The organism is Caecibacter sp. AF58-12pH5A (genome assembly GCF_027681725.1).
Classification (GTDB): domain Bacteria; phylum Bacillota; class Negativicutes; order Veillonellales; family Megasphaeraceae; genus Megasphaera; species Megasphaera hominis.
Genome location: NZ_JAQDBC010000005.1, coordinates 115,895 through 141,007, shown reverse-complemented (window position 1 = coordinate 141,007; position 25,113 = coordinate 115,895). Strand labels below are relative to the sequence as shown.

Below are 25,113 nucleotides of genomic sequence, written 5' to 3'. Positions count from 1 at the left end.
ACGGAGCCTGCGATTACGCAGACTCCGTTCCGGATGTTACGGCATCTTGTACCTTAGAAGCTGCCGGAGCAGTTTCTTGGGTAATAATCTCTACAGTACACGTTTGTGCCTGGTCGTTCACGTCGTCCGGTTTTGCCGCATTGAGTGCTTCAATAGCTACCTCAATCTGATCATCATGCGGTTCCCGCGTCGTCAAATACTGAAGGTACAAGCCCGGCTTGAACAGTGTCTGTACGAGTGGGCTTTTTGTCCGCGCAGCGAGGCGGATCATTTCGTAGCTGATACCGGCTACGACAGGCATGAGCAGAACGCGTGAAAGGACACGTTCAAAGAGATTAGGCCAGCCCAGGAAGGCAAAGACAAAGATCGACACAAACATGACGATCAACAAGAAATTCGTGCCACAGCGCGGATGAAGCCGGCTGTGCTTACGCACATTTTCCACGGTTAGTGCTTCTCCGGACTCATAGGTCCAAATGGTCTTATGCTCTGCACCATGATATTCAAAGACCCGCTTTATATCACTCGTCAGTGAAATTCCCCATATATATAAGAGAAAAATAAGCAGACGCAGCACGCCTTCGACGATATTCAGTCCCATCGTACTGTCTGCTACACCGGGAACAAATTTGGCGCCATAAGTAGGAATCAAAAGAAAGACGATGATGGCCAAGGCAATGGAAAAAGCCATCGTTGCCATCATCTGCGGTTTCGTCAATTCTTCATCTTCTTCACCGGCAGCCTGGGCCGAATAGGACAGGCATTTCATGCCATATACCAGGGATTCATATAAGGCGATGGTGCCGCGCAGCAAGGGCCTTTTTAAAACCGGGTACCGGTCTGACAGAGAATGTACTTCATCCTTTTTTACGGTAATGTCACCGACCGGAGTCCGTACAGCTGTCGCAATGTATTTCGGGCCGCGCATCATAACGCCTTCAATGACGGCCTGTCCGCCTACATACGTAGTTGGCTTGCTCATAAGGCACACCCCTTTCCTATATATACAAAGAGAGCAGAGCATTTCTGCTCTGCTGCACACTTGTACTGCTTATTTACTAGCTTTTTTACCATAACGTTTATTGAACTGTTCAATACGGCCACGAGCCTGCTGAGCACGCTGCTGACCCGTATAGAACGGATGGCATTTAGAGCAAATTTCAACATGCAGTTCCGATTTTGTAGAACCAGTTTCGAATGTATTGCCACAAGCGCAGGTAACTTTAGCTACACCGTAGTTCGGATGAATTCCTTCTTTCACGATTTACACCTCTCCTCATCTATCATACACAACCTATGCTAGGATAGTATATCATAGGAGGTATGGAATTGCAAGAAAAATCTAACTTTCCTATGAATTTTTCTCCCCTCTCCAGCGGCCTTTCTTTGTCCTTTCGCCTGTTCCTTCTATCTATAACATGATATAATAAAGGCGATGTGAAAAAGAGAGGCGACTGATTATGATTGAATATATCATACACCATTGTGTCCGCAATTACGAGGATACAACAGATAAAAAAGTACGGGAACAATACAGTATCGTCGGCGGCATCGTCGGCATTATCTGTAATCTGTTTCTTTTTATAGGCAAATTGCTCGTCGGTCTGGCCAGCAATAGCATTGCCATTATTTCGGATGCCTTCAATAACTTAAGTGACATGGGGTCGTCCTTTATTACGATCATCAGTGCCAAGCTCAGCAACAGGCCGCCTGACGAAGACCATCCCTTCGGATATGGACGCTTTGAATATCTTGCCTCCCTGACCATCGCCATTCTTATCCTCATCGTCGGCTTTAAGCTTTGCGAAGCATCGGTCCGGAAGTTTTTTGAACCGGAAATGCTTGATTTTTCCCTTTGGGGCATGGCTATTCTCGTCGCCTCGATTATCGTCAAGTTCTGGATGTGCCTGTATAACCGCTATATAGCCAAACAGATCCACTCCAGTGTCAATGAGGCTACCGCTTCGGACAGTATTAACGACGCTATCGCAACGACAGGGGTACTGATTGCTACGCTGGCCCAGCAATACACGACGCTGCCTATCGATGCCGCAGCCGGCACAGCTATTGGCGTGCTGATCTTCTATTCCGGTATCAAGCTGGCTAAAAATGTCGTCAATATTCTTCTCGGCCAGGCACCGGACCCTAAACTCGTTGAAGACATTACGGCGTGTGCCCTTCGCTGTCCCTATGTACTAGGCGTACACGACCTGAAAATACACGATTACGGGCCAGGCCGTACGTATGCTTCCATTCATGTCGAAGTACCTTCTACGTCGGATATTGTCGAAGTCCACTCGGCAATCGACGAGCTGGAAGACCAGTTAAAACGAAATTTTCAAATCAATATCAACGTCCATATGGATCCCCTCTGTATGGATCCGGTAATCGTCAACGACATGCGCCAGCTGTTAGATAAAATGATTCAAAACGAATATCCCCAGTATCATACGGACAATCTGCGGTTTACAGCCGGTTCCATTCATCCCAATATAATTTGTGATCTGCACATTCCCCCTGAAGAATATACGGAAGAAAACTGCATCCGGATCCGGAAAGAAATCGACGCGTCCATGCAAAAGTATAACAAACGCCTGCACGTCGTTTTAGCCCGTATCATTCCTGAAGGAAGCGAAGAAAAATCAGCCTAAAACAATGCGCCCGCCTCGGCGGACGCATTTTCTATATGTTACTTGATAACCAGTGAATGGGGCTCCAGGAGAGCCTGCAGCTCCTGGTGCAGTGCTTCATCTGTCGTCACCCAATAGCACTCATTAGTAAGAATTGTACGCCGGCTACCCATGAGGTGGAAATAGACCTTCACGTCGCCGTGATGGCGTTCCAGCACACTGGCAATGGTAGTGCTCAGATTACTCCGTTCCAGATGAGCCGGAATTTTAATATAGAGTTTTGTCCCCATACCTGCATGCCACGTAGCGCCACTCCCAGGAGCTGCTGCCATCCCCTGTCGCATTTGGGCTGCCGAAGGGCGTACCGGGCCGGCTGCACGGTCCTTCATTTGTCCTAAGGGAGTCACTTCTTCGGCCAGGAGCTGGACAGAATCATCCGTAATATCAGCCCGGCCACGGATGCACACAGCCGCATCAACAGCTGCTACAGCCGCATAGCGAGCATAGGTCTTAGGGAATAAGACGACTGTCAGCGAATGGGTATAATCCTCTACCGTGAGGATTGCCATAGCGTCATGCCGTTTTGTCATGACCTGCCGCCGTCCAGTGATCAAACCGCCAATCGTAATAATTTTGCCATCGTATTGTTGCCGGTCTTCGGCAAAGAAAACAGCCAGAGGTGTCACACGCTGCATCGCCTCTTTATAGGCATTTAAGGGGTGTCCGGAGAAATAAAAGCCGTCATATTCCTTTTCCATGGCCAAGCGCATTTCAATAGGGTATTCCGGAACATCGGGGTACGTAAGCTCGGCAACAGACGGTTCATCTTCTAAATCGAAGAGTCCCATCTGACCTGACGCCTCTTCTTTTTGCAGGAGCGCTCCCATGCTGACGGCCTGGTCGAGGACAGCGATGAGCTGTGAGCGCCGTTTGCCAAAGGAATCCATAGCACCGCATTTGATAAGGCTTTCGATGGCCCGCCGGTTGACGACGTGCAAATCGACACGGCCGCAAAAATCAGCCAGGGACGTATACGGGCCGCCGGCTTCACGCTGACGCACAATTTCATGGATCGTATTTTCACCGACACTTTTCACGCCGGAGAGGCCGAAGCGGATATCTTCCCCTTGAACAGAAAACATATAGACGCTGGCATTGACATCAGGCGACAGGACCTTCACGCCATGGCGCGTACATTCCTGGATATAGTAACTGATTTTACTGATATCGTTAATGACACTGGTCATGGTCGCCGCCATAAACTCCGGCCGGAAGTGCGCCTTTAAATACGCCGTCTGCCAGGCAATATACGCATAGGCTGCAGAATGGGATTTATTAAACCCATAGCCGGCGAAATAAACCATGAGATCGAAAACCTTATTGGCAATCTCGTCATCAATGTTGTTTTTACGCGTTCCTTCCAAGAAATCCTGGCGTTGAGCGATCAGGATCGATTCCTTCTTCTTGCCCATGGCCCGGCGTAGCAAATCAGCTTTTCCCAGGGAAAAACCACCCATGACAGAGGCAATCTGCATGACCTGTTCCTGATACAGGATGACACCGTACGTATCTTTCAGAATGGGCTCTAATAGCGGGTGCAGGTACGTGACTTCCTTTTCCCCATGGCTGCCCTTGATGAAATCCTCTACCATACCGCTGCCCAGAGGTCCCGGACGGTATAAAGCAACGGTCGGTATCATATCTTCAAAATGGGTAGGCGCCAATTCCTTAACTAGGTTGGTAATGCCATCGGATTCCATCTGGAAAACACCGGCCGTATCACCTTCTGTAAGGAGTTTTCCCGTAGCAGGGTCATCTAAAGGGATAGCATTGATATCCAAATCGATACCCCGGTTGGCTTTGATGAGCTTTACTGCATCACCAATGACGGTGAGCGTGCGCAAGCCCAAGAAGTCCATTTTTAAGAGACCCAGCTCTTCGACCAGGTCCTTATCGAACTGTGTCGTCAAATAGCCTTCTTTTGAATACTGGACAGGTACATAGTCATCGACAGGCGCAGCAGAAATTACGACGCCCGCAGCATGGGTCGATGAATGGCGTGGCAGTCCTTCGAGAACCTTGCCATACTCGACGAGGCGGTGTACCAATTCATTATCTTCGTATTCCTGACGGAATTCCTTGCTTTCCGCCAGGGCCTTGTCGAGGGTAATCCCCAGTTCATTGGGCACCAGTTTCAGGATGCGGTTTACTTCGTTCAAGGGTATGTCCAGGACGCGGCCTACATCGCGCAGGACGGCCCGGGCGGCCAGGGTACCAAAGGTAATGATCTGGGCCACGTGATCGGCGCCATATTTACGCGTTACGTAGTCAATGACACGGCTGCGGTTTTCATAGCAAAAATCCATATCAATATCCGGCATGGTCACTCGTTCCGGGTTCAGGAAGCGTTCAAAAAGCAAGTTATACTTGAGCGGGTCCAGGCCGGTAATGCCTAAGAGATAGGCCACGACAGAGCCGGCTGCAGAGCCGCGGCCCGGACCGACGGGAATATCATGATCGCGGGCAAATTTGACGTAATCCCAAACGATGAGGAAATACGACGGAAAGCCCATCTGATTGATGACTCCCAATTCATAGTCCAGACGCTGGCGTACTTCGTTCGTAATGGGATTGTAGCGCTTAGGCAGTGCTTCTTCACAAAGCTTGCGCAGGTAGGTTTCATCTGTTTCGCCAGGCGGTACGGGAAACTGGGGCAAATGCCGTTCGTCAAAGGAAATCTTGACGTCACACTTGTCGGCAATTTCCAGCGTCGTATCGAGAGCTTCCGGCATATCGGGAAAGAGGGCCGCCATTTCGTCGCCGCTTTTCATATAAAATTCATCATTAGAAAAGCGGAAGTGGCTTGGGTCATCCAAGGTCGAACCCGTAGAAATACAGAGTTTGACTTCCTGGGCTGCAGCATCGCTGCGATGAATATAATGGTAGTCATTCGTTGCTACCAGTTTAAGATCATACTCCTGAGACCAGCGTTTAAAGACCTGACGGACCAATGCTTCTTCCGGCAGGCCATGGTTTTGCACTTCCAAATAGAAATCGTCACGGCCAAAAATGCGTGTTAATTCCTTTAACGTGCGCAGTGCACCGGCTTCGTTATGGTTAATAATATCCTGCTGCATATGGCCTTCAATGCAGGCACTCAGGGCAATCAGGCCTTCATGATATTGTTCCAGGAGGTCGTAATCGACGCGGGGCTTATGGTAATTGTTCTCGCCGTCTGTAAAGCCTTTGGAAACGATTTTAACTAAGTTATGGTAGCCCGTCGTGTTTTTGGCCAGCAAAATCAGGTGGCAGAGCCGTTCCTTCGTTTTCTGCTCAAAACGGCTGCCCCGTGTCATATAGACTTCACAGCCCAGGATGGGCTTGATGCCCTGCTTTTCGGCTTCTTTATATAAATGGATGACGCCGTACATGTTGCCATGGTCCGTAATGGCAACAGCCGGCATGTTCAGCTCTTTGGCCCGGCTTACCATTTCCGGTATGCGGCACATGCCGTCAAAGAGACTGTATTGCGTATGTACATGCAGATGTACAAAAGGTCTCATCGCGTTTTCTCCTTTGCATAACACTGTACCTTATTATACTACACCAGGGGCACCAAAAAAAGAAAAACGCCCGTCCGGGCGTTATTCTGTCTGCTCTTTCATAAAGGTTTTTAAAATACGCGGCAAGTACTTGCCACAGAGCCACACGTCTTCATGGTGCGACCGCGTTTGGGACCATTCATAGATCAGTGTCCGTATAATCATGAAGAGGTATTCTGTCGCTTCTTCTGCCGAAACGGACGTGTCAAAGGTACCCATGTTTTGGGCTACTTTTATGAAGTTGAGGATATTATTATAAAAATCGATTGATAAGTAGCTGTGTTCTGTATCATAAATGTATTCAAACGTCTTATACACATTATAAGCGAAGGCTTCCCCTGCATTGGCCCACACATCACCATACATATCGATTTCTTTAAACAGATGACCATAAGGCTTTTTGGCCTTCTGTACCGTATCCTGCGACAGATTCGGCATAGGTGTTCTGGCAATGTCGACACAGATTTTCAGCAACAGGTCTTCTTTATTCTTAAAATGATAATACAACGAGCCAATGGGCAGGCGGGCAGCTGTACTGATTTCTTTCATAGACGTCTTTTCATAGCCCTGCCGGGAAAATAATTCCTGTGCCACGTTCATGATGTACTGCCGGTTTGCCTCTGTCTGTAACTGCCGCTTCGTTACCCGTTTACCGGTCATGGCTGTTTCTTTCATGAAAACTCCTCCATTTGCTAAGGTATCCCCTTACAAAAATAATTATCTATATTCTAGAATCTAATTCATTTCTTGTCAATATATTTTTAGAAAGTAAAAAGACTGCTCCAACGCCCATTCATTGAAGCAGTCTTTTTGGGGAAAACGCACGGGGCTCTTACAATTACTTTGTCTCTTCTACGACGTCAACCTGGCCGGTTATCTTCTGTGGCAACACCAAGGAAAGGAGCAGACAGATGCAAACCGGTACCATCCAGCCTAAGCCGCTGGCACCCAAAGGCAGTCCTTCCATAATCGTACCGGCAAGGGCCACACCGGCAAATTGATGCAGAATATCGATGACGGCACAGATACCGGCAACAGCTACACAAAGGCGCATGCCCGGACGGGAGAGACGGACAAATTTGTTGACAATAATCAGCATGACAACCGTAATGGCAATGGGGTACACAAACAGCAATAAGGGCAGGGACACCGTAATGATCTGATTCAATCCCATATTGGCAACGGCAAAGCTGAAAACCGTAATGATCGTTACATAGCCTTTATAGGAAATACGGGGAAATTCTGCAGCAAAAAATTCCGAAACGGCTGCAATCAGGCCGACAGAGGTGGTAAAGCATGCCAAGGCTACCATGACCGCCAGGAACCATACCCCTACAGAACCGAGAAGTGTATACGAAGCCTGGGTCAGGACATAGGCCCCCAGATTGATAGAGGGATTCTGATACACTTCAGGCGGAATAGGAAAATGGTTCCCCAAAAGGCCTAAGCCCAGATAGAGGCCGCCCATGAGGACTGCCACAGAGGCACCGGCTGCCCAAACGCTGATATAATATTCCCGTTTCGAGGCAAATCCCATTTGCTGCATCGTCTGCAGGGCAATGATGCAGAAGGCAAAGGCTGCGATGGTATCCACCGTATTATAGCCTTCAATAAAGCCGCTGCCAAAGGCAGCTGAAGCATACTTGCCTGCAGGCACAGCCAATTCCGGAGACGTATAGACCATGAGTCCTACGACAAAAAGAATCACGATCATAATAGCAAAAATAGGTGTCAAAACCTTGCCAATACGGGAAAGGAGTTTGGATGGCGTAATCGAAAGCCACCAAGCCAGTGCAAAATATAAAAGAGTGTATACGGCCAGCTGCCATGTACCATCACCAGCAATAGGCAAAATACCTACGGAAAAAGACGTAGCCGCCGTACGGGGAATGGCCATCAAAGGTCCAATGGCCAAATAAATTAAGGTTAAAATAACTAACGAGAATAAAGGCGATATTTTTCGATTCATTTCCGCCCGGAAGCCACCAGGGTTAAACGTCCCCATGATGAGTGACACGACAGGCATACCGACGCCGGATAAAATAAAGCCGATAATAGCCGGCACAAAGGCCGGGCCGGCCTGAAACCCCAGCGACGGTGGAAAAATAAGATTTCCGGCACCAAAGGTCATACCAAAAATCAATAAACCGATCTGCATACCTTTTTTTACCATGATAAGCGAAGCTCCTTCCGAAGCCTCCGCCGTTTTCCACAAGCCTCATTATACGCAATATAATATACACCTGTCAAAGTGAAAGTTTTCTATACATTTCCATTTATCTTCGCTATGTATTTTCTTATTTTTTAAGTTATACCTGAAAAATCATAATGTTTTTCTGTAAATAGAATATAAAAGTGTAAGAAACCCGGATCACGCCTTAAATAAGACGTTCCTATCCGGGTTTCTGTGTATGACCTGCTAAAATAATTTATATTCTGTCTTTTATTACAGGACGCTCTTCTTTTTCAAGGGGATACGTCAGGTTGTTTCTGCCTGCCGGTAAACGGCCGGTCCGCCATAGGAACGGCTTCCCTTTTCCTGCCACGTAAGCAGGAAGGCTGAATTGATGATGACGAAAACGGAACCGGCGTTATGAACCAGGGCACCTACAACGGGATGCAGGAGCCCCGTCGCAGCCAAAATGATAGCAATAAAATTAAGACTCATAGAAAAGGTCAAATTCCAGCGGATGACCCGCATCATATGCCGCGATAAGCGCAGGAGGTGAGGCAGTTCATGAATGTCGTCACCGACGAGGGCCAAATCAGCTGCATCAATAGCGATATCACTGCCGGCACCGCCCATAGCAATGCCGACCCAGGCCTTTTTCAGGGCCGGTGCGTCATTGATGCCATCGCCGACCATGCAAACGTTTTCCCCTTTCGTCTGAAGGGCTTCTATATAACGAAGTTTATCTTCAGGCAGGCAGGAGGCACGGACATCCGTAAGGCTGAGGGTACGGGCTATATGCCAGGCTGCACTTTCATTATCCCCTGTAAGCAGGACTGGCTCTGTACCGGCCTGGCGCAGGCCTGCCATGGTTTCCCGGGCATCGCTGCGCAGACGGTCTGAAAGGGCGGCAAAACCGGCTACCTTTCCGTCCAGGGCCAGGTAGATGACCGTACAGCCATCACATAGAAAACGCTCTACTTGTGCCGTCTGTTTTTCCGTGAGGGTCAGGCCTTCAGCTGCTAAAAGGCGCAGATTGCCTGCCACGAGGCGTTTCCCTGAGACGACGGCCTGGACACCACGGCCTGGCAGCATCATAAAGTCTGTTGCCGCCGGGAGGACGCGGCCCTCTTCCTGCAGGTAATCAGCGACGATCGCCTGGCCTAACGGATGTTCTGAACGCGCTTCTGCCGCAGCAGTCCAGGCAAAGAGTGTCAGTTCCGGCACAGCTTCGTCAAAGCTATGGATAGCCGTCACATGGGGTTCGCCATAGGTCAGTGTGCCGGTCTTGTCAAAAGCAATACGTGTTACCTGGGCCAGACGTTCCAATGCATCACCGGCACGAACGAGAATGCCATGACGCGTAGCATTGCCCATAGCTGCCATAATCGCGGTCGGTGTCGCCAGAACCAGGGCGCAGGGACAAAAGACGACAAGAATGGTCACAGCCCGGATTATTTCTCCTGTAACAGCCCAAATACCCGCTGCTGAGGCCAGGGCTGCGACGACGATCCATGTAGCCCAGCGATCAGCCAGGCCAACGATCTTTGCTTTGCCTGCATCCGCCGACTGGACAAGGCGGATCATGCGCTGGAGCGAACTATCCTCACCGACACGGGTTGCTTCCATGTCAAACGCACCATACTGGTTAACTGTACCACTGGCGACACTGTCACCGGTCTCCTTATCGACTGGCAGAGATTCGCCAGTCATGATGGACTGATCCACAGAAGTACGGCCATCCCGGATGACGCCGTCTACGGGAATTGTTTCACCCGGCAAGACACGCAGAATTGCACCGACAGGCACCTCTTCAGCCGGTACGACACGCATTTCCTCCCCTTCTACCAGGCGTGCTGTACGCGGACTGAGATGAACCAGGCGTTCGAGTCCGGCCTGAGCCCGTGCTACAGTCCGTTCTTCCAGGAAACTGCCGATCTGCATGATGAAGGCAATTTCCCCGGCAGCAAAATCCTCGCCGATGAGAACAGACGCCACCAGGGCCAGGGAAACAAGGACATCGGCCTTGATATCAAAGCGCGTCACCAACCCTGCCAGTGCTTCCCAGACGATGGGAACGCCGCAGAGAAGGATGGCAACCCAGGCCGCGTCAAAGGGTAGTGCCACGAGATCAAATATACTGGAGGCCAGTGCCAGTCCGGAAAGTACCAGGCAGAGGACAGGCCCCTTTTCTGTAACAAACTGTTTGCATGTATCCATAGCTCCTCCTTTATACCATATGGGGTATAGGTACATTATACCTATAGGGGTATGGGATGTCAATTAAAAAAAAGAACGGCCCGTACAGAATATGTAACCATCCCCTGTACGGAACCGCTTTTATCCCATATTGGCAAACCGTTCGACGGCCTTTGTAAATTTTTCTATCGTCGCGTCCGCATCACCATGCTCAATACCATCTTTGACACAATGCTTAATATGACCTTCCAGTACGACCTGACCACATTTGTGCAAAGCCGACTTGGCTGCATTGATCTGGGCCAGCACGTCTTCACAGGGTACATCTTCATCAATCATGCGGTCAATGGCCTGTACCTGGCCAATAATTTTTTTTAAACGGCGATGCAAATTGTCTGCATCCATACACTGTCTCATCCTCTCGCCTCCTCTAACGACCTGTGTCCGGCAGGTTTTCTTTTAGTCCGGGACAGGTATTCCTGTCACACTCTCCTTTATAGTGTATATGGACAAGGACCTTTTGTCGAGTCCCCATATTCTTCTGGTGATAAAATTTAGAAATTATCTCAACGCCATCGCAGGAATAGGACGTAAATATGCTATAATAAAGGTGATCGCATAAAGAAAGAAGCTGATATCCTTGAAAATAATCGATGCACATTTTCATTTTGCCGATTTTCCCGGTTTTGATGACCTGGCCCGTGCGGCAGGCCACGAAAATACGGCAGCTCATTTGGAAAAAGAATATAAACGCCTGGGCATTGTTTGCGGTGTCGTCATGGGCAATCGCACTTTGGCCTTGGAGGATCACCACTACCCGCCTTTCATGCGTTATTGCATAGGCTTAGACCGCTTTGTTGCCGCAGGTACAGATCATACGCAGCAGCTCGAACTCGTAGAAGCCCATCTGCAGCGGCCGGAATGCGTCGGCCTTAAACTATACCCGGGCTATAACTACTTTTACGTCTACGATCCTGTCATGGATCCTTTTTTTGAACTGGCTGCCAAATACCATAAGCCCGTGGCCGTACACACAGGCCTGACAGCGACGGATAACGCGCTCCTCAAATACAGCCATCCCTTCACCCTGGATGAAGCGGCCACGCGCCATCGCAATGTTCAGCTCGTCATGTGCCACATTGGCAATCCGCTTCTTGAATCGGCTATTGCCGTTTTGGAAAAGAATCAAAACGTAGCCGTCGATTTATCCGGCCTTTTGGAAGGAAAGATTGCAGACATGCCCAGATTCCTGAAGCAAAAGGAATGGTACGTAAAGACGCTGGCAGGCTGGCTCGAATATGCCGGCCTTTGGGATCGCGTCATGTTTGGTACCGACTGGCCTTTAGCCAATTTGGAAGACTATATTGCCTTTACCAAAGCTATCGTCCCAGAAGAACACTGGGACGATGTCTTCTGGAAAAACGCAGCCCGCATCTATCAGATCGACCCTTTACCGTAAAAAAAATCCCGTCTGGCAAACGCCGGGCGGGATTTTTTTTTCGTTGTGCGACGTATCTTATAAGCTTTTAGCAGCCTTGACGATGTGTTCTTCCGTAAGGCCATATTTCTTAAGCAGCTCTGCTGGGGAGCCGGATTCGCCGAAGGTGTCCTGAATGCCGACAAAGGCTTGTTTCGTCGGGCAATTTTTTGCCAGCACTTCTGCTACAGCCGAGCCCAGGCCGCCGATGACAGAAGCTTCTTCAGCCGTTACGACTTTGCCTGTCTTTTTAGCTACGTCGATAATCAGCTGTTCATCGATCGGCTTAATCGTATGGATGTTAACGACCGTAGACTGCACACCTTCAGCAGCCAGCGTTGCTGCTGCTTTTAAGGCTTTTTCTACCATAATGCCCGTCGCGATGATGGCTACGTCGCTGCCTTCGCGCAGGACTTCGCCTTTTCCCCACTGGAACTGGTAGCTGTCATCGTGAATATCTTCTACAGCCGCACGGCCAAGGCGGATATATACGGGACCGACATAGTCCACAGCTGCTTTAACGGCTTCCTTTGCTTCTTTAGCATCGGCCGGATTGATGACCGTCATATTCGGCAGGGTACGCATGAGGGAAATATCTTCTACAGCCTGATGACTGCCACCGTCTTCCCCAACCGTAAGGCCTGCATGGGTAGCACAAATTTTTACGTTCAGATTCGGGTAGCAAATGGAATTCCGAATAATTTCAAAAGCCCGGCCAGCGGCAAAAACGGCAAAGGTGCTGGCAATAGGAATACGTCCGGCAGCAGCAAAACCGGCAGCTGTGCCCATCATATCCTGTTCGGAAATACCCATATCAAAATACCGTTCCGGAGCGACGGATTTAAAGTTTGTCGATTTAGTAGCCGAACCTAAGTCGGCTTCCAGGACGACGACTTTCGGGTTCTTATAGATTTCAGTTTTGAGAACTTCACCGTATGCGGCACGTGTAGCAATACCCATTATGCTTCGCCTCCCAATTCTTTTAATGCTTCTGCGCATTCTTCTTTGCTCGGTGCTTTACCGTGCCAGCCTACCTGATTTTCCATGAAGGAAACGCCTTTACCCTTAATGGTTTCGGCGATGATAACCGTCGGGCGGCCTTTCGTATGCTGTGCCAGCGTAAGAGCGGAACGGATTTCATCGTAGTCATGACCATTGATAGAAAGAACATTCCAGCCGAAGGCACGGAATTTTTCGTCAATCGGATTAACCGTCATGACTTCATTGTTCGGGCCGTCGATCTGTAAGCCATTATGGTCAACGAATACCGTCAGGTTATCCAGTTTGTAATGAGCTGCCGACATAGCAGCTTCCCAAATCATACCTTCTTGGATTTCGCCATCACCACAGACGACGTATACACGCCAATCTGCTTTATCGAGCTTAGCCGTAAGAGCCATGCCGTTTGCACAGGAAAGCCCTTGGCCCAAAGAACCGGTCGACATATCTATGCCCGGTGTATGTTTCATATCGGGATGACCCTGAAGCATGGCGCCACATTTACGCAGATGCCATAATTCTTCTTCCGGGAAATATCCTTTTTCGACCAACGTCGCATATAAAGCCGGTGCACAATGACCTTTAGAAAGGACAAAACGATCGCGATCCGCTTTCTTTGGATTCTTCGGATCAACATGCATCGTTTCAAAATAGAGAACCTGCAAAATATCAGTAACGGAAAGAGATCCGCCCGGATGTCCCGAGCCGGCTTCTGTCAGCATCTTTACGATGTTTTTGCGCACATGGCAGGCATGTTGCGCCAGTTCTTCATTTTTCATGTGATATAATCTCCTATCTTAATAAAAAATAGTAGCTGCACACCTATTGTAGCATGTATCGGTATTCGTAACCAGACCATAGGGGATACTAATCTCGAATCATATCAGTGAATTTCCAGCACAGTCCCGGCTTTTACATCATCAGGCGTTACCATTTCCTCACCGTCAAGCATAATACAGCCAGGCCGTTCTGGCTCTTCACTGCCTTGAAAACATAACGTACAGTGGCCCAGCTCCTGCAGTGTCTTGGCAACACTGTCACCTACGGCCGTAATTTCAAATACTTTTTCACCGATCAGTACCGTATCTCCAGCTGCAGGCGCTGAAAAAACGGAATCTGCATGGTGCAATACGGCTACCTCCGCCAATTCCGGCGGTACTGTGTCAGTAAATAATATAATAAACGGTACGGACTCATCCGTCAAAAAATTCAAGGCTTCTGCACCGATTTCAGTAATGACACTATGATACTTCAACGTATATTCCTCCTCAATACATCCCTATGCTGGCTGCATAGGCAATCAATACGGCTAAGGGGCCTGTGAGAACCCGCGAATACAAAACCGCCGGTACCCCCAGTTCTACCGTTTCCGGTTCGGCTTCACCCAGGCTCAGGCCAACAGGCACAAAATCAGCGCCTACTTGGGCATCAATGGCAAAGAGGGCCGGCAAAGCATATTGTACGGGAATATGGCCTAACGCAATTTCTGCCCCTACCAGCGTTCCTACGACCTGGGCAATGACGGCACCAGGGCCTAAAATCGGTGAAATAAAGGGAATGGCACAGACAAATGAGATGACCAGCAGGCCTGGCAGGGATCCTGCTGCCGGTGAAATGGTTTCGGCAATAAAATTGCCAATCCCACTGGCATTGATGATTCCCAAAATCATGCTGACGAAGGCCATAAAGGGCAGAATATTTTTGATGGTTACATCAATCGTTTCCCTGCCGGCTGCATAGAACTTATTGACTACCTGACCGATTGTAATCCCGATACGGGTGACGATATTGCGTTTTTGCGAAGCCCGGGCCGCATCGATTTTGCGTTTCAGATCTTCCCGTTTATGCACGGCATCTACGTCTTCCTGTTGCAGCAACGCAGCTTGAACGGAAGACTCGTCTGCATAATCCAAGGTTGTCTCTTTGACATCAGAAACGTATAAATCGGGTGTCATAAATTTTGCCAAGGCACCTGACTGGCCTACAGGCAGCACATTAATCGTGAGGATTTTTTTCTTAGGATATACGCCGCAACGGGCCGTACCGCCACAATCGATCACGACAGCCAGGATTTCGGCTTCCGGCACAGCCGAGGAAAAACCGTCTATGGCTTCACCGCCACACATATCGGCTATTTTTAAGGCCAGCGGGTGAATGCCACCACCGGTAATACTGATGATTTTATGTTTTTCTGCTGTCGGGATAAGCGTCAAAGGACCGCCCCAGCCGCCACTGCCGCGGCGTACAATAATGGACTTATACATGGCCGGCCTCCTTAGTCTCTTGCCGTCCGTCACGGGCGCGCAAATACAAATAAATTTTTTCTGTAATAATTCCTCGCAGGAGGATGACTACCAGGCCGACGAGGAAGTAGCGTACTGCTAATTCGCCCAATTCATAGCCCATTGCCTGGACGCCTGCAGCAATACCCATGTAAACGAAGAGTTCACTGCCATTCGCATGTGGGAACAAACCCGTTACAGGATGGACAAAACTGACGGCCGCATCATAAAATGCCGGCTTATACTTTTCTTCCACAAACTGGCCAAAGGTAAAGCACATCGGACTGCCCATAAAAATAATAGCCAAAACGGGCACAACCGTATACCGTGTCAGTGTATACCGCGTGGCTTTTTTTGCCAGTTTGTAAAACCGTTCTTCCCCGATCAGCTTAATCAGCGAGTTGACTGCTGTCATGAGTACGATAATCAAGGGGATGATGCCTGTTACAAAAGCCGTAAAGGTCTCACCGCCCGCTTTAAAGAGCGCCATAAAGCCATTCGCCAAGGCTGCTACTGTTTCCATGTTTTTCCCTGCCTTTCCCGTAAATGAGCATGATTTTTTAATCTGAGCAGTTCCTGTGCACAGGTTTCATCTGTTAAAAGCACATTGATAAAGCCCCCCTGCAAGGCCCCTAATACAGCCTGGGCTTTATAGGCACCGCCGGCAATAGCAATGCGCCGCGTTATCTTTTTAAACGCCGGCAGCTGCAAGCCGGCTACCCGTTCGTTATACGCCCGGTACGGCTCCGTATTCCCGTCTTTGTCATAATACTGCAGGGAAATATCACCTACAGCGCCAGCCTTCGAAAAGGCAGCCAGCGTCGTCCTGTCTACGTAACGCAAACGAACGGCCGTAGACTGGCTGTTATCTAACGTGCCAATACCAAATACGACCGTATCTAAATGTTCGTACATTTCAAAGACATGCCGCACTGCTTCTTCCCGCCGGAAGCCCTGCAAGACAGCAGGATCCGTAAAAATGGCAGGCGAATAGAGCTGCAGCCGTTCGCCACCGAAACGACGGGCAAATTCGCCGGCCAAAAAATTGGCATGCGTATCGACCCCTTCGCCAATACCGCCGACAAGGGGAACAAATGTACAGTGAACCGGTTCCAGCGTATTACACGGTGCCTGAGCTACCTGGCGCAAGGTCAAACCCATGGAAATACCCACACAATCGCCGCCGTGCAGTACCCTGGCCAAATACGCCAAGGCTGTACTCCCCAGTGCGGCTCCGACAGTCCCATTCCCTGGCGTAGTCGCACCCGTACTTACGACCATCGCTTCTTTCAGGCCAAAAGCCTGCTCCAGCTGCTTTTCCAATATGCCTTGTGTACGTCCCTGAGGATTGATCACCTCAATACGGACGATACCCAATTCTTTTCCGGATTTCAGCATACGCGACACAGAGGGTCTGGAAACACCGAGACTCTCGCAAATTTCCTGCTGCCCCTTTTGTTCCTCGTAGTAGAGGCTGCAGCACTTGTAAATCAATCGCAGATCATCTACCAACTTTTTCATTTGTTCTATGCCTTTCTTTTTGTAAATTTAACAGTCTTATTATACGAAGAAACGCATTGCTTGTCCAGTAGTTTTCAAAGCAGCCTTGCTATTCCCAGGCTGGCACGGTATAGTAAAAGAAATACACTTTTACATGAAAGGACCATTTAGATGCTTACTTACTCTCTTCTTGCCTGTGATATGGACGGGACCCTCCTAGGGGACGACGCGTCTATTTGCCAGCGCAATATCCGTGTTATCCGTCAGGCCATGGCCGCAGGGCTGCACTTCGTTCCCTGCACAGGCCGTGGTTTTGAATCCTTAGGACCGGTACAAAAGCCGCTGGGCCAGTTTGGCAAAGCCGGCGAATACGTCATTTCCTATAACGGTGCCTTGATTACAGAAAATAAAGGCAATACTATTCTTTATGAAGACGGTTTACCGTGGGACCTGGCAGCTGCGCTATATGCCTATGGCACAGAACACAATATCACTATGCACGTCTATCCCTATGGTAAGGTCTACCTGTATAATTACGTTCCCTTTGAACGGGCATTTCTTGAAGGACGGATGCCGAATATAGAAACCTTCGAAAAAAGCCTCGATTTTCTGCGTGGCGAAACAATCTACAAAATAGTCTATATGGATCCGGACATAGACACTTTAAATATGTACCGTCAGGACTTAGGACCGCTCCTTGATGAGGTTACCGTCAGCTATTCCAGTAACCGCTACCTGGAATTCAACCATAAGCAGGTCACCAAAGGAACGGCACTCTTACGCTTAGCCCGGTTGCTCGACATTCCGCAAGAAAGAACCATGGCCATTGGCGATAACATCAATGACATCGAAATGCTGCGCGCCGCCTCCCTCAGTGTAGGTGTACGCAACCTGAACCCAGCCATCGGGGCCTACTGCGACGTCGTAACGGACGCAGACAACAACGAAGGTGCCGTAGGCGAAGCCATCGAACGCTTTGTCCTGAAAGGCTGATAAAACGCAAAAAAAGCGCTATTGCTTCCTCCGAATGAAGAAATAGCGCTTTTCCTTTACCACCCCTTACGACCAAAGGTAAACCAGCTGTACAAGGGTTGTATATACAAATATACAGCCGCTGCCAAGCTTAGGACAGGGGCTTCCATCGTTGCCAAGGGAACGGCCGCGGCAATGCACCAGGGAATCAGTGCTGCACTGACGATAACCGTATCTTCCAGGGCAATCATCATATCCTCTTTTTCTGGCAGCACGTCACGGCAAAGCTGATTCGTCAAGATAACAGCTAATGTTTGGGCACAGGAAATCATGCTGATAAAGCAGGATACGACCCAAATACAGCCAAAAGGATTGAGCACCTTTGCCAAACGGGTAATGCAGCCACGCAAACGATGCAATAAATCTGTCCGTTCAAAAATACCTGCATACGTTGCCGATAAGGCAATAATCGCAATGGACGGAACCATCGTGACTATACCTCCGCCATTTAGCATAGGCGCCAGCTCCGGACTGGCAATATGATAACCACTTATGAGCATAGGTAACAAAACACCTATATCCATACCCTGCAACCACACTGCCAGCACTAAAGAAATGACAATGCTGACGGCTAATGTCTTTCGCACATCTATCTTAAACAGAGAAAAGGCAATAATGACCAAAGCCGGGACTAGCGTCAAGCCATTGAGATCAAAATATTGCCAAAATAAATCCTGAATCACGAGATTTACCGTTCCGCCTCCTTGGTGCCAGCCTAACACGGTGTAAATAAGGCAGCAAAGGACAAACGGGACAACAGCATGGCGGGCCATGTGGACGAGATTATGAAAAATATTCGTCCGCGTTACCGTCGCTACCAGAAGGGCACTCGTCGAAAGAGGCGAACAGCGGTCGCCAAAGAACGCACCGCTCATGACGGCGCCCCCTGTCAGTACAGGACTGACAGCCAGCAACTGGGATACGGACATACAAATAACGCCCATGGTGGCCACCGTACCAAAAGACGTTCCCGTCAATACAGAAACGAGACAATTTAAAATAAAAGCCAGAACGATAAAGGCATCGGGCCGGATAACCTGACCTGCCAGGGCCACAATCATAGGCAGGGTACCACCGGCCCGCCAGGCCGTCGTCAGCATACCGATGAGCACCATGACGACCAAAATAGTCCGCACGGTGCGCAGGCCCCGCCACGAGACACGCAAAAGTTCCCCTGCAGTAAGGTGGCAATACAAGCCGTAAGCAAAAAAGATTACATACCCTGCCGCCAAGGCCCAAACAACAGAAATCCCCTGCAGCACACAACCGATCAGGCAGGCAATAAACAGGGCTAATACAAGCCAATCCACAATACACGCCTCCTCTACGGCCCTTATTGTACCACAGGAAAGGAACGGAAACCAAATAAAAAAAGACCCTAAAAGCAGCCTACTTTCAGGGTCGTTCGATTCATTAATTCAGTACATCTACCAGCAGTTCAACAATAAGGTTAGCTTCATGGGCGGCACAGATAGCGACGCGTGGCGCCATGAGCCCCCGGCCGGGGCAGGCATTTTTTGTCTGGTCACCGCAGATGTAAAAATGGTCTGTAATCTTTTTGGTTTGGATACGATTACTATCACCATAGCCGGCCATACCTGAGGCGGAAACGATATATGTATCCGGCATCTTTTCCAGCACCGTATGGACAAGCATCGTTTTGGCATCGGGATTATCAAAGGCTTCGCAGATTATCTGCTCGTCCTTTAAGATTTCAGGTATATTTTCTTCCGTCAGGCGCACAAAGCTGGTCTGCACGTCAATAAACGGGTTAATGTCTTGTAATTGTCTTGCCAGCGCATCTGTCTTACGCTGCCCCAGGTCGCACACCATGTAAGACTGACGGTTGAGATTACTCGCATCGACTGTATCAAAATCAATCAGGTGTAAATGACCTACACCTGTACGGGCCAAATAGACAGCTGCATTGGACCCCAGACCGCCCAGGCCGCATATGGCCACGCGGCCGGCATGCACTTTTTCATGTACCCGCGGCGTATGGCGGGAGCACATCATAGCTTCCAGCGCTGCCTTAGGTGGCAGCCGGTCCTTAGGAATGAGATATACTTCATCTCCCTCATTGAGAGCCGTATCCTCATCGGCAGCAAAGCCGTTAATAATAGCAATTTCCTGTCCTGCACCGTAAAGCCGGCGCAATTCCGTTACAGTACCACCTGTCCAGTTCAGATGCTTTCCATTAAATACGATTTTCAATACGAACACCTCACTATATAAAATAAAACGCACGGCGTCCTGACACCCTAGGTGGTGTCCCCGCCGTGCGTTTTCTTCTGTATTCAGTGTACTGCAACGTATATGTGCTGTCAACAAAAAACGGCCCGTAAGTATATACTCCGGGCCGCAGCAACCTTATTTATTTCTGCACTGGGATCCTTCTTTAAGTTCTTTCAGTTTATGCTGTTCTTCCGGCGGTAATGACACGCCGCAGCACCCGCCAGAGGTATTGCTGGCGTAGCCTTTGAACACTTCCGATACGATGTACTTTACTTTTTTTACTGATTCTATTCCCATGTTCAGCGCCTCCCTCATTCAGACGATGTAAAATGCTTTTCTTACATATTCATTATACCCATTTTGGCAAATATTTTCAATAGAAACATATTATCAATAACCACTTATTTTTTATCCATACCAAAGACAAAGCCGGTCATGGATAACGCACCTAATTCACAATGGTCATTAAAGACCTGGGGAACTTCCCCTTTCGTTGCCCCCAGGACATATACGAGTGGCATAAAATGATCCGGTGCCGGTACGGCGTAGCGGGCCTGCGGCAGCGTGCTGTATTGCAATACAGCTTCATCAGCCCGCCGTACGACGGCATCACGAATCTGATTACTAAATTCTTCAGCCATAGGTGACCCGCCACGCATGTGCCATTCTACACGGGACAGGTTATGTACAATATTGCCACTGGCCACAATCAGATACCCTTCATCACGTAGGGGCGCCAAACGGTCTCCTATGGCATAGGCTTCCGTTGTCGTCAGTCTCTGGGCCACAGAAAGCTGTACAACCGGTATATCTGCTTCCGGGAAAAGATGAACCAGAACGGTCCACGTGCCATGATCGATGCCCCACTCATCGTTTACAGTTACGTCATGACCCAGCAGGGACTGTACCGATTTCGAAAGCGGCAGACACCCCTGCACGGGATAGACAACTCGGTACAGTTCTTCCGGAAAGCCGTACATATCGTAAATCTGGCGTGGCTGCTTTGCTGTTTGCACATACGTATCCGGCGTATACCAGTGGGCAGAAATGGCAAGAATTGCCTTAGGTGTACCGAACTGCATGCGTATGTCCTTGCCAAGGGCTGTAAATTGCTGCGTCACTGGCGTATCTTCAAGAGCCATCATGGGACTACCATGACCGGCAAATAGAACAGGCATCTTCTTCATCAGAATTCCCCCTTTAAGTAATCGATAATTATTATTTATTAATATTATATCATAGAACTACTCGTTTGAAAACGCCACCATACAGTTTTTTATACATTAGGCCTTGACAAGAGCGGCTTAATCCATTAGAATTAAAAGGTCAGCGGGACGTGGCGCAGCTTGGTAGCGCGCTTCCTTGGGGTGGAAGAGGTCGCGAGTTCAAATCTCGCCGTTCCGACCATATAAAAACCTTTGGACTTTTGTTCAAAGGTTTTTTTGTTGTGCAAAAAGAAAACCTTAGACCGGATCTCTCCCGTGCCGGCACATCGTGCCTCTAAGAAGGGATTCTGGTCTAAGGCTATTTTATGCTTTCATTAATCTACAGGCTGTTCTGTCTGTTTGCGGCTTTTAAAGAAAGGCAACGCGACTTCCGGGAATAAGGTATAACTTAAGATATCTTCAGGACTTGCATCAGGGAACCCTTCCTTTGCCAAGGCTTCTTTTGCTTTCCCCAATTCCGGTTCCAAATCGTCTGCCGGGCGATGATCAATTACCGGTTCATCACCAATACACATTTTACGGAATTCCTCCGTAATGGTACCGGGTACACGACCATATTTCCCGCGTACAATATCGCGTACTTCGTTCGTTATCATCTTATACCGGCCAAAGAGCACGTTCAAGGCCGCAGCTGACCCTGTAATCTGGCTGGTCGGCGTAACCAATGGCGGATAGCCTAAATCGCGACGTACATTTGGCATTTCGGCCAAAACTTCATCGAAGCGGTCTTCTGCCCCTTGGTTTTTGAGCTGATTGTATAAATTCGTCAGCATGCCGCCGGGAATCTGATACTTTCGTACAGCCGGGTTAATCTGATTCGGCATGGTGAGCTTGAACTCTTCTGCCAGTTCCTTGCGGACCTTTTTAAAATGTTCCGTCAGCGGCCAAAGGCGTTCCGTATCGATACCGGTATCATAGATACTGCCTTGCAGTGCCATAACCATCGTTTCCGTAGCAGGCTGGCTCGTAATTTCGCCAAAGGGCGACAAGGCCGTGTCGATAATATCAACACCAGCTTCAACGGCCTTCATGTAGGTCATTTCACCAAACCCGCAGGTACAGTGCGTGTGCAGTTCAATAGGTACGCTCAGATGCTTCTTCAGCATGCGCACGAGATTATATGCGTCATACGGTGCCAAAAGGCCGGACATATCCTTAATACAAACGGAGTCGACACCCATAGATTCCAATTCACTGGCCACCTTTGTAAAGGATTCCAGCGTATGGATCGGGCTGATCGTATAAACCAGCGTACCCTGAACGTGTACACTCTTCGTATCCTTAGCAGCTTTAATAGCGGCTTCCATATTGCGCGGATCGTTGAGTGCATCAAAGACGCGAATAATATCGATCCCGTTATCAACGGCCCGATTGACAAATTCGTAGACCACGTCATCTGCATAGTGGCGATAGCCTAAAATATTCTGGCCACGGAATAACATTTGCAGCGGTGTCTTTTTGACATACTTTTTAATCGTCCGCAGCCGTTCCCACGGATCTTCATCTAGAAAACGCATACACGTATCAAACGTCGCGCCGCCCCAGCATTCCAGGGCATTATAGCCGATTTCATCCATTGCTTCCAGAACCGGAAGCATCTGCCGCAGGCGCATGCGCGTCGCCGCTATAGACTGATGTCCATCGCGGAGAACCGTTTCGGTAATCTTTACCTGTGCCATTTTATATCCTCCATCTGGTGTTGTTCGTTGCTTATCGTACCTGGCAAGAGGTACTAAAACACATATATTATATCACATTTATGCGTATTTAGACAGAGAGGAGGAACATCCCCCAGGCTGGCCGCCTCAGGTATGTTCCCCCTTATTCCCTATCCGATATATTCTTTTTTTATATTACTGACGGGCTCCGGCTTTGTCAGCAGCCAAAATGGCATCGTATACTTCGTCTGCCGTAATATCGGCACGAACGTTTTTCGTGAATTCTTTCGGCGATGCAGCAATCTTGGCAGCCCGGCGCAGATCTGCTTCAACGAAATCCTTGAAGCCTAATTCGGCCAGTGTCGTCGGCAAGCCAACAGTCTGCATGAACTGGAGTACAGTATCCCATTCTTCCTGCGGTGCTTTTTCCAGGATAAGCTGTACTAAAAGGCCAAAGGCAACCTTTTCACCGTGCGAAGTGCCATTAGCATGGATCTGAGGAATAGCGCCTAAGCCATCGTTGACAGCATGAGCCGCAGCCAGGCCGCCGCAAATAGCGCCAAAGCCGCTGAGGAAAATGCTGGCTTCTACTACGTTTTCCAGATCTTCATTCACTTCTTTGTTTTCTACAGCAGCCAAGGCCTTTACGGAATGACCGAGGAGCAGGTCATAGCAAAGCTTAGCCATCGTCAAAGAGGTATGGGAGCAGTTGCCACGGGCCATAGTACGGGCACCTGTACGCCAGCAGGCACGGGCTTCGAAATACGTAGCCAGGGCATCGCCAATACCGGAAACGAGGTAGCTCTTGGGAGCCTGAGCAATGATACCCGTATCGACGAGAACGACGTCCGGATTGCGGAGCATGTTGATAACCTTAACGACAACGCCTTCTTCGTTGTATACGACAGAAAGGCCTGCACAAGGAGCGTCATTCGAAGCAATCGTCGGCAGAATAACGCAAGGAATACCACCCATGAGAGTAGCTACTGCTTTTGCCGTATCAATGGCAGTACCACCGCCAGCGCCAATAATGACGTCACAACCTGCTTCTGTACCACGTGCTACAGCCGTATCAATGGCTTCCATCGTGCACTGATTGTAGAATTCGGAATATACCACTTCTTTTTCTACGCTTGCCAATGCAGCTTCTACACGGTCTCCAATGCGGCTCTTATTATGTTCAGAGCAAATGAGCAGGAATTTATTGCCTAATTTCTTGACAAATTTACCTAAATTATCTAATTCTCCTGCACCTTGAATATACTGACCCACATCTCTGAGTACTACTGCCATTTCCAAATCCTCCTTGAGTTCTGCACAACATATAAGTTTCTTTGTAAAATATTAACACACGTATGACCTGATTTTACCACATCCCCGCCGGAAAAGAAAGAATTTTATACGGCTTTACGCATTAATTTGTATATTCGTATCATTTTTTCCACTATCTTTTGACAGTGTTTGTCATCTATATTACAATGAGAGTATCAAAAAAAGAAAGGGGGATTGTAATATGGCATTAACAACCCAAGCAATAGAAGATGTTCTTGATCGAGAAATCCGTCCTATTCTGGCTGCCCATAACGGCAACGTCGTTTTGCAGCGCTTAGAAGAGGGAAACGTATATATCCGCCTGACCGGTATGTGCAGCGGCTGTCCTTCGGCGACGATTACGACAGAAGAAATCGTTGCCGAACGATTAAAGGCTGCCTTCCCGGAAATTGAAGACGTCATCCTAGACACCAGTGTGAGCGATGACCTTATTGCCCAAGCCAAGGCAATCCTTAGCCAGCGGCACCACTAGGAGGTACTATGGTTATTGGAATCAAATACTGTGGCGGCTGTAACAGCACGTACGACCGTGCGGCTGAAGTACAGCGCCTGATGGCAGACTTTCCAGAGCACACCTATATCTACGCCCAACAGGGTACGACAACAGCCGATTACTGGCTCGTCGTCTGCGGCTGTCCTGTCGTCTGTGCCAATACAGATGGCCTCGTAGCCCGAAAAGACATGATCGTACTGCAGGAGGCTGACGATTTTAAAGCACTTCGAACGACACTTGCTGCTGCCAAAGCAGACTCTATGTAGTATAAAAGGCCG

24 protein-coding genes and 1 tRNA gene are annotated in these 25,113 nt (G+C 49.0%); 6 read left to right on the top strand and 19 right to left on the bottom strand.

Annotated elements, in window-relative coordinates; genetic code table 11:
• Positions 1-13: 13 nt before the first annotated feature.
• Both PGX44_RS04400 and rpmE read right to left on the bottom strand, forming a co-directional pair.
• Positions 14-982, bottom strand: a complete 969-nt coding sequence (locus tag PGX44_RS04400; RefSeq protein ID WP_498854397.1) for a DUF1385 domain-containing protein — start codon at positions 980-982, stop codon at positions 14-16.
• Positions 983-1,051: 69 nt separating this feature from the next.
• The gene (rpmE, locus tag PGX44_RS04395; protein ID WP_186503105.1) at positions 1,052-1,261 is read right to left on the bottom strand and encodes a 50S ribosomal protein L31; all 210 of its coding nucleotides are present in this window, start codon (positions 1,259-1,261) and stop codon (positions 1,052-1,054) included.
• Between the two features lie 199 nt (positions 1,262-1,460).
• On the opposite strand from rpmE, the gene PGX44_RS04390 reads away from it, so the two are divergent.
• Positions 1,461-2,651, top strand: a complete 1,191-nt coding sequence (locus PGX44_RS04390; RefSeq protein ID WP_498854396.1) for a cation diffusion facilitator family transporter — start codon at positions 1,461-1,463, stop codon at positions 2,649-2,651.
• Positions 2,652-2,689: 38 nt separating this feature from the next.
• Here the strand turns inward: PGX44_RS04390 and PGX44_RS04385 are convergent, their stop codons facing one another.
• The 5 genes from PGX44_RS04385 to PGX44_RS04365 form a co-directional block, all read right to left on the bottom strand.
• Positions 2,690-6,193, bottom strand: a complete 3,504-nt coding sequence (locus PGX44_RS04385; protein ID WP_498854395.1) for a DNA polymerase III subunit alpha — start codon at positions 6,191-6,193, stop codon at positions 2,690-2,692.
• A gap of 81 nt (positions 6,194-6,274) precedes the next feature.
• Entirely contained in the window at positions 6,275-6,907 is a 633-nt protein-coding gene (locus PGX44_RS04380; protein ID WP_186503102.1) for a TetR/AcrR family transcriptional regulator, read from the bottom strand.
• Between the two features lie 163 nt (positions 6,908-7,070).
• Positions 7,071-8,405 (bottom strand): branched-chain amino acid transport system II carrier protein, encoded by a 1,335-nt coding sequence (gene brnQ, locus PGX44_RS04375; RefSeq protein WP_498854394.1) that lies wholly within the window; start codon positions 8,403-8,405, stop codon positions 7,071-7,073.
• Positions 8,406-8,711: 306 nt separating this feature from the next.
• Complete coding sequence (locus PGX44_RS04370; protein WP_498854393.1) at positions 8,712-10,622, bottom strand: heavy metal translocating P-type ATPase; 1,911 nt, start codon at positions 10,620-10,622, stop codon at positions 8,712-8,714.
• A 120-nt stretch (positions 10,623-10,742) separates the two neighbouring features.
• Positions 10,743-11,018 (bottom strand): metal-sensing transcriptional repressor, encoded by a 276-nt coding sequence (locus PGX44_RS04365; RefSeq protein ID WP_186503099.1) that lies wholly within the window; start codon positions 11,016-11,018, stop codon positions 10,743-10,745.
• A 223-nt stretch (positions 11,019-11,241) separates the two neighbouring features.
• On the opposite strand from PGX44_RS04365, the gene PGX44_RS04360 reads away from it, so the two are divergent.
• Entirely contained in the window at positions 11,242-12,060 is an 819-nt protein-coding gene (locus tag PGX44_RS04360) for an amidohydrolase family protein (protein ID WP_498854392.1), read from the top strand.
• 57 nt (positions 12,061-12,117) lie between these two features.
• Here the strand turns inward: PGX44_RS04360 and PGX44_RS04355 are convergent, their stop codons facing one another.
• The 6 genes from PGX44_RS04355 to PGX44_RS04330 form a co-directional block, all read right to left on the bottom strand.
• A complete protein-coding gene (locus PGX44_RS04355; protein WP_498854391.1) occupies positions 12,118-13,038 on the bottom strand; it encodes a transketolase family protein in 921 nt (306 codons plus the stop codon).
• Entirely contained in the window at positions 13,038-13,856 is an 819-nt protein-coding gene (locus PGX44_RS04350; RefSeq protein ID WP_498854390.1) for a transketolase, read from the bottom strand. The genes PGX44_RS04355 and PGX44_RS04350 overlap by 1 nt, the downstream gene beginning before the upstream one ends.
• A gap of 104 nt (positions 13,857-13,960) precedes the next feature.
• A complete protein-coding gene (locus PGX44_RS04345) occupies positions 13,961-14,332 on the bottom strand; it encodes a PTS glucitol/sorbitol transporter subunit IIA (protein WP_498854389.1) in 372 nt (123 codons plus the stop codon).
• A gap of 13 nt (positions 14,333-14,345) precedes the next feature.
• Positions 14,346-15,341, bottom strand: coding sequence for a PTS glucitol/sorbitol transporter subunit IIB (srlE, locus tag PGX44_RS04340; protein ID WP_498854388.1), 996 nt, complete (start codon positions 15,339-15,341; stop codon positions 14,346-14,348).
• The gene (srlA, locus tag PGX44_RS04335) at positions 15,334-15,882 is read right to left on the bottom strand and encodes a PTS glucitol/sorbitol transporter subunit IIC (protein WP_186503093.1); all 549 of its coding nucleotides are present in this window, start codon (positions 15,880-15,882) and stop codon (positions 15,334-15,336) included. Before srlA ends, srlE begins: the two co-directional genes overlap by 8 nt.
• Entirely contained in the window at positions 15,870-16,880 is a 1,011-nt protein-coding gene (locus PGX44_RS04330) for a sugar-binding transcriptional regulator (RefSeq protein WP_186503092.1), read from the bottom strand. Before PGX44_RS04330 ends, srlA begins: the two co-directional genes overlap by 13 nt.
• 150 nt (positions 16,881-17,030) lie before the next feature.
• On the opposite strand from PGX44_RS04330, the gene PGX44_RS04325 reads away from it, so the two are divergent.
• Positions 17,031-17,852 (top strand): Cof-type HAD-IIB family hydrolase, encoded by an 822-nt coding sequence (locus PGX44_RS04325; RefSeq protein ID WP_498854387.1) that lies wholly within the window; start codon positions 17,031-17,033, stop codon positions 17,850-17,852.
• Positions 17,853-17,908: 56 nt separating this feature from the next.
• Here PGX44_RS04325 and PGX44_RS04320 read toward each other — a convergent pair whose 3' ends face one another.
• The 4 genes from PGX44_RS04320 to PGX44_RS04305 form a co-directional block, all read right to left on the bottom strand.
• Complete coding sequence (locus tag PGX44_RS04320) at positions 17,909-19,201, bottom strand: Na+/H+ antiporter NhaC family protein (RefSeq protein WP_186503090.1); 1,293 nt, start codon at positions 19,199-19,201, stop codon at positions 17,909-17,911.
• Between the two features lie 103 nt (positions 19,202-19,304).
• Positions 19,305-20,105, bottom strand: a complete 801-nt coding sequence (gene thiF, locus PGX44_RS04315; protein ID WP_498854386.1) for a sulfur carrier protein ThiS adenylyltransferase ThiF — start codon at positions 20,103-20,105, stop codon at positions 19,305-19,307.
• A gap of 156 nt (positions 20,106-20,261) precedes the next feature.
• Positions 20,262-20,423 (bottom strand): hypothetical protein, encoded by a 162-nt coding sequence (locus PGX44_RS04310; RefSeq protein ID WP_186503088.1) that lies wholly within the window; start codon positions 20,421-20,423, stop codon positions 20,262-20,264.
• 104 nt (positions 20,424-20,527) lie between these two features.
• On the bottom strand, positions 20,528-21,313 hold the full coding sequence (locus PGX44_RS04305; RefSeq protein WP_498854385.1) for a dioxygenase family protein: 786 nt from the start codon (positions 21,311-21,313) through the stop codon (positions 20,528-20,530).
• Positions 21,314-21,456: 143 nt separating this feature from the next.
• Here PGX44_RS04305 and PGX44_RS04300 point away from each other — a divergent pair.
• A tRNA-Pro gene (locus PGX44_RS04300) sits at positions 21,457-21,533 on the top strand.
• A 133-nt stretch (positions 21,534-21,666) separates the two neighbouring features.
• Here PGX44_RS04300 and PGX44_RS04295 read toward each other — a convergent pair.
• Together PGX44_RS04295 and PGX44_RS04290 are read right to left on the bottom strand one after the other, a co-directional pair.
• Positions 21,667-23,031, bottom strand: a complete 1,365-nt coding sequence (locus tag PGX44_RS04295) for a pyruvate carboxylase subunit B (RefSeq protein WP_186503086.1) — start codon at positions 23,029-23,031, stop codon at positions 21,667-21,669.
• 174 nt (positions 23,032-23,205) lie between these two features.
• Positions 23,206-24,303, bottom strand: a complete 1,098-nt coding sequence (locus PGX44_RS04290) for a glycerol dehydrogenase (protein ID WP_498854384.1) — start codon at positions 24,301-24,303, stop codon at positions 23,206-23,208.
• Between the two features lie 220 nt (positions 24,304-24,523).
• Between PGX44_RS04290 and PGX44_RS04285 the strand changes: the two genes are divergently transcribed.
• On the top strand, positions 24,524-24,814 hold the full coding sequence (locus tag PGX44_RS04285) for a NifU family protein (RefSeq protein ID WP_186503084.1): 291 nt from the start codon (positions 24,524-24,526) through the stop codon (positions 24,812-24,814).
• Positions 24,815-24,822: 8 nt separating this feature from the next.
• Positions 24,823-25,101 carry a hypothetical protein gene (locus PGX44_RS04280; RefSeq protein WP_498854383.1) on the top strand — a complete coding sequence of 93 codons (279 nt, stop codon included), beginning with the start codon at positions 24,823-24,825 and terminating at the stop codon, positions 25,099-25,101.
• Positions 25,102-25,113 lie beyond the last annotated feature (12 nt).

What these genes read in the sequence shown, in the direction of transcription:
- brnQ (WP_498854394.1), bottom strand. Translation starts at nt 8,405, where the DNA reads ATGGTAAAAAAAGGTATGCAGATCGGTTTATTGATTTTTGGTATGACC.
- PGX44_RS04305 (WP_498854385.1), bottom strand. Translation starts at nt 21,313, where the DNA reads ATGAAGAAGATGCCTGTTCTATTTGCCGGTCATGGTAGTCCCATGATG.
- srlE (WP_498854388.1), bottom strand. Translation starts at nt 15,341, where the DNA reads ATGTATAAGTCCATTATTGTACGCCGCGGCAGTGGCGGCTGGGGCGGT.
- PGX44_RS04380 (WP_186503102.1), bottom strand. Translation starts at nt 6,907, where the DNA reads ATGAAAGAAACAGCCATGACCGGTAAACGGGTAACGAAGCGGCAGTTA.
- PGX44_RS04325 (WP_498854387.1), top strand. Translation starts at nt 17,031, where the DNA reads ATGCTTACTTACTCTCTTCTTGCCTGTGATATGGACGGGACCCTCCTA.
- PGX44_RS04370 (WP_498854393.1), bottom strand. Translation starts at nt 10,622, where the DNA reads ATGGATACATGCAAACAGTTTGTTACAGAAAAGGGGCCTGTCCTCTGC.
- PGX44_RS04390 (WP_498854396.1), top strand. Translation starts at nt 1,461, where the DNA reads ATGATTGAATATATCATACACCATTGTGTCCGCAATTACGAGGATACA.
- PGX44_RS04310 (WP_186503088.1), bottom strand. Translation starts at nt 20,423, where the DNA reads ATGGGAATAGAATCAGTAAAAAAAGTAAAGTACATCGTATCGGAAGTG.
- PGX44_RS04400 (WP_498854397.1), bottom strand. Translation starts at nt 982, where the DNA reads ATGAGCAAGCCAACTACGTATGTAGGCGGACAGGCCGTCATTGAAGGC.
- PGX44_RS04365 (WP_186503099.1), bottom strand. Translation starts at nt 11,018, where the DNA reads ATGAGACAGTGTATGGATGCAGACAATTTGCATCGCCGTTTAAAAAAA.
- PGX44_RS04280 (WP_498854383.1), top strand. Translation starts at nt 24,823, where the DNA reads ATGGTTATTGGAATCAAATACTGTGGCGGCTGTAACAGCACGTACGAC.
- PGX44_RS04285 (WP_186503084.1), top strand. Translation starts at nt 24,524, where the DNA reads ATGGCATTAACAACCCAAGCAATAGAAGATGTTCTTGATCGAGAAATC.
- PGX44_RS04385 (WP_498854395.1), bottom strand. Translation starts at nt 6,193, where the DNA reads ATGAGACCTTTTGTACATCTGCATGTACATACGCAATACAGTCTCTTT.
- PGX44_RS04350 (WP_498854390.1), bottom strand. Translation starts at nt 13,856, where the DNA reads ATGAAAAATGAAGAACTGGCGCAACATGCCTGCCATGTGCGCAAAAAC.
- PGX44_RS04330 (WP_186503092.1), bottom strand. Translation starts at nt 16,880, where the DNA reads ATGAAAAAGTTGGTAGATGATCTGCGATTGATTTACAAGTGCTGCAGC.
- PGX44_RS04355 (WP_498854391.1), bottom strand. Translation starts at nt 13,038, where the DNA reads ATGGGTATTGCTACACGTGCCGCATACGGTGAAGTTCTCAAAACTGAA.
- PGX44_RS04290 (WP_498854384.1), bottom strand. Translation starts at nt 24,303, where the DNA reads ATGGCAGTAGTACTCAGAGATGTGGGTCAGTATATTCAAGGTGCAGGA.
- PGX44_RS04295 (WP_186503086.1), bottom strand. Translation starts at nt 23,031, where the DNA reads ATGGCACAGGTAAAGATTACCGAAACGGTTCTCCGCGATGGACATCAG.
- srlA (WP_186503093.1), bottom strand. Translation starts at nt 15,882, where the DNA reads ATGGAAACAGTAGCAGCCTTGGCGAATGGCTTTATGGCGCTCTTTAAA.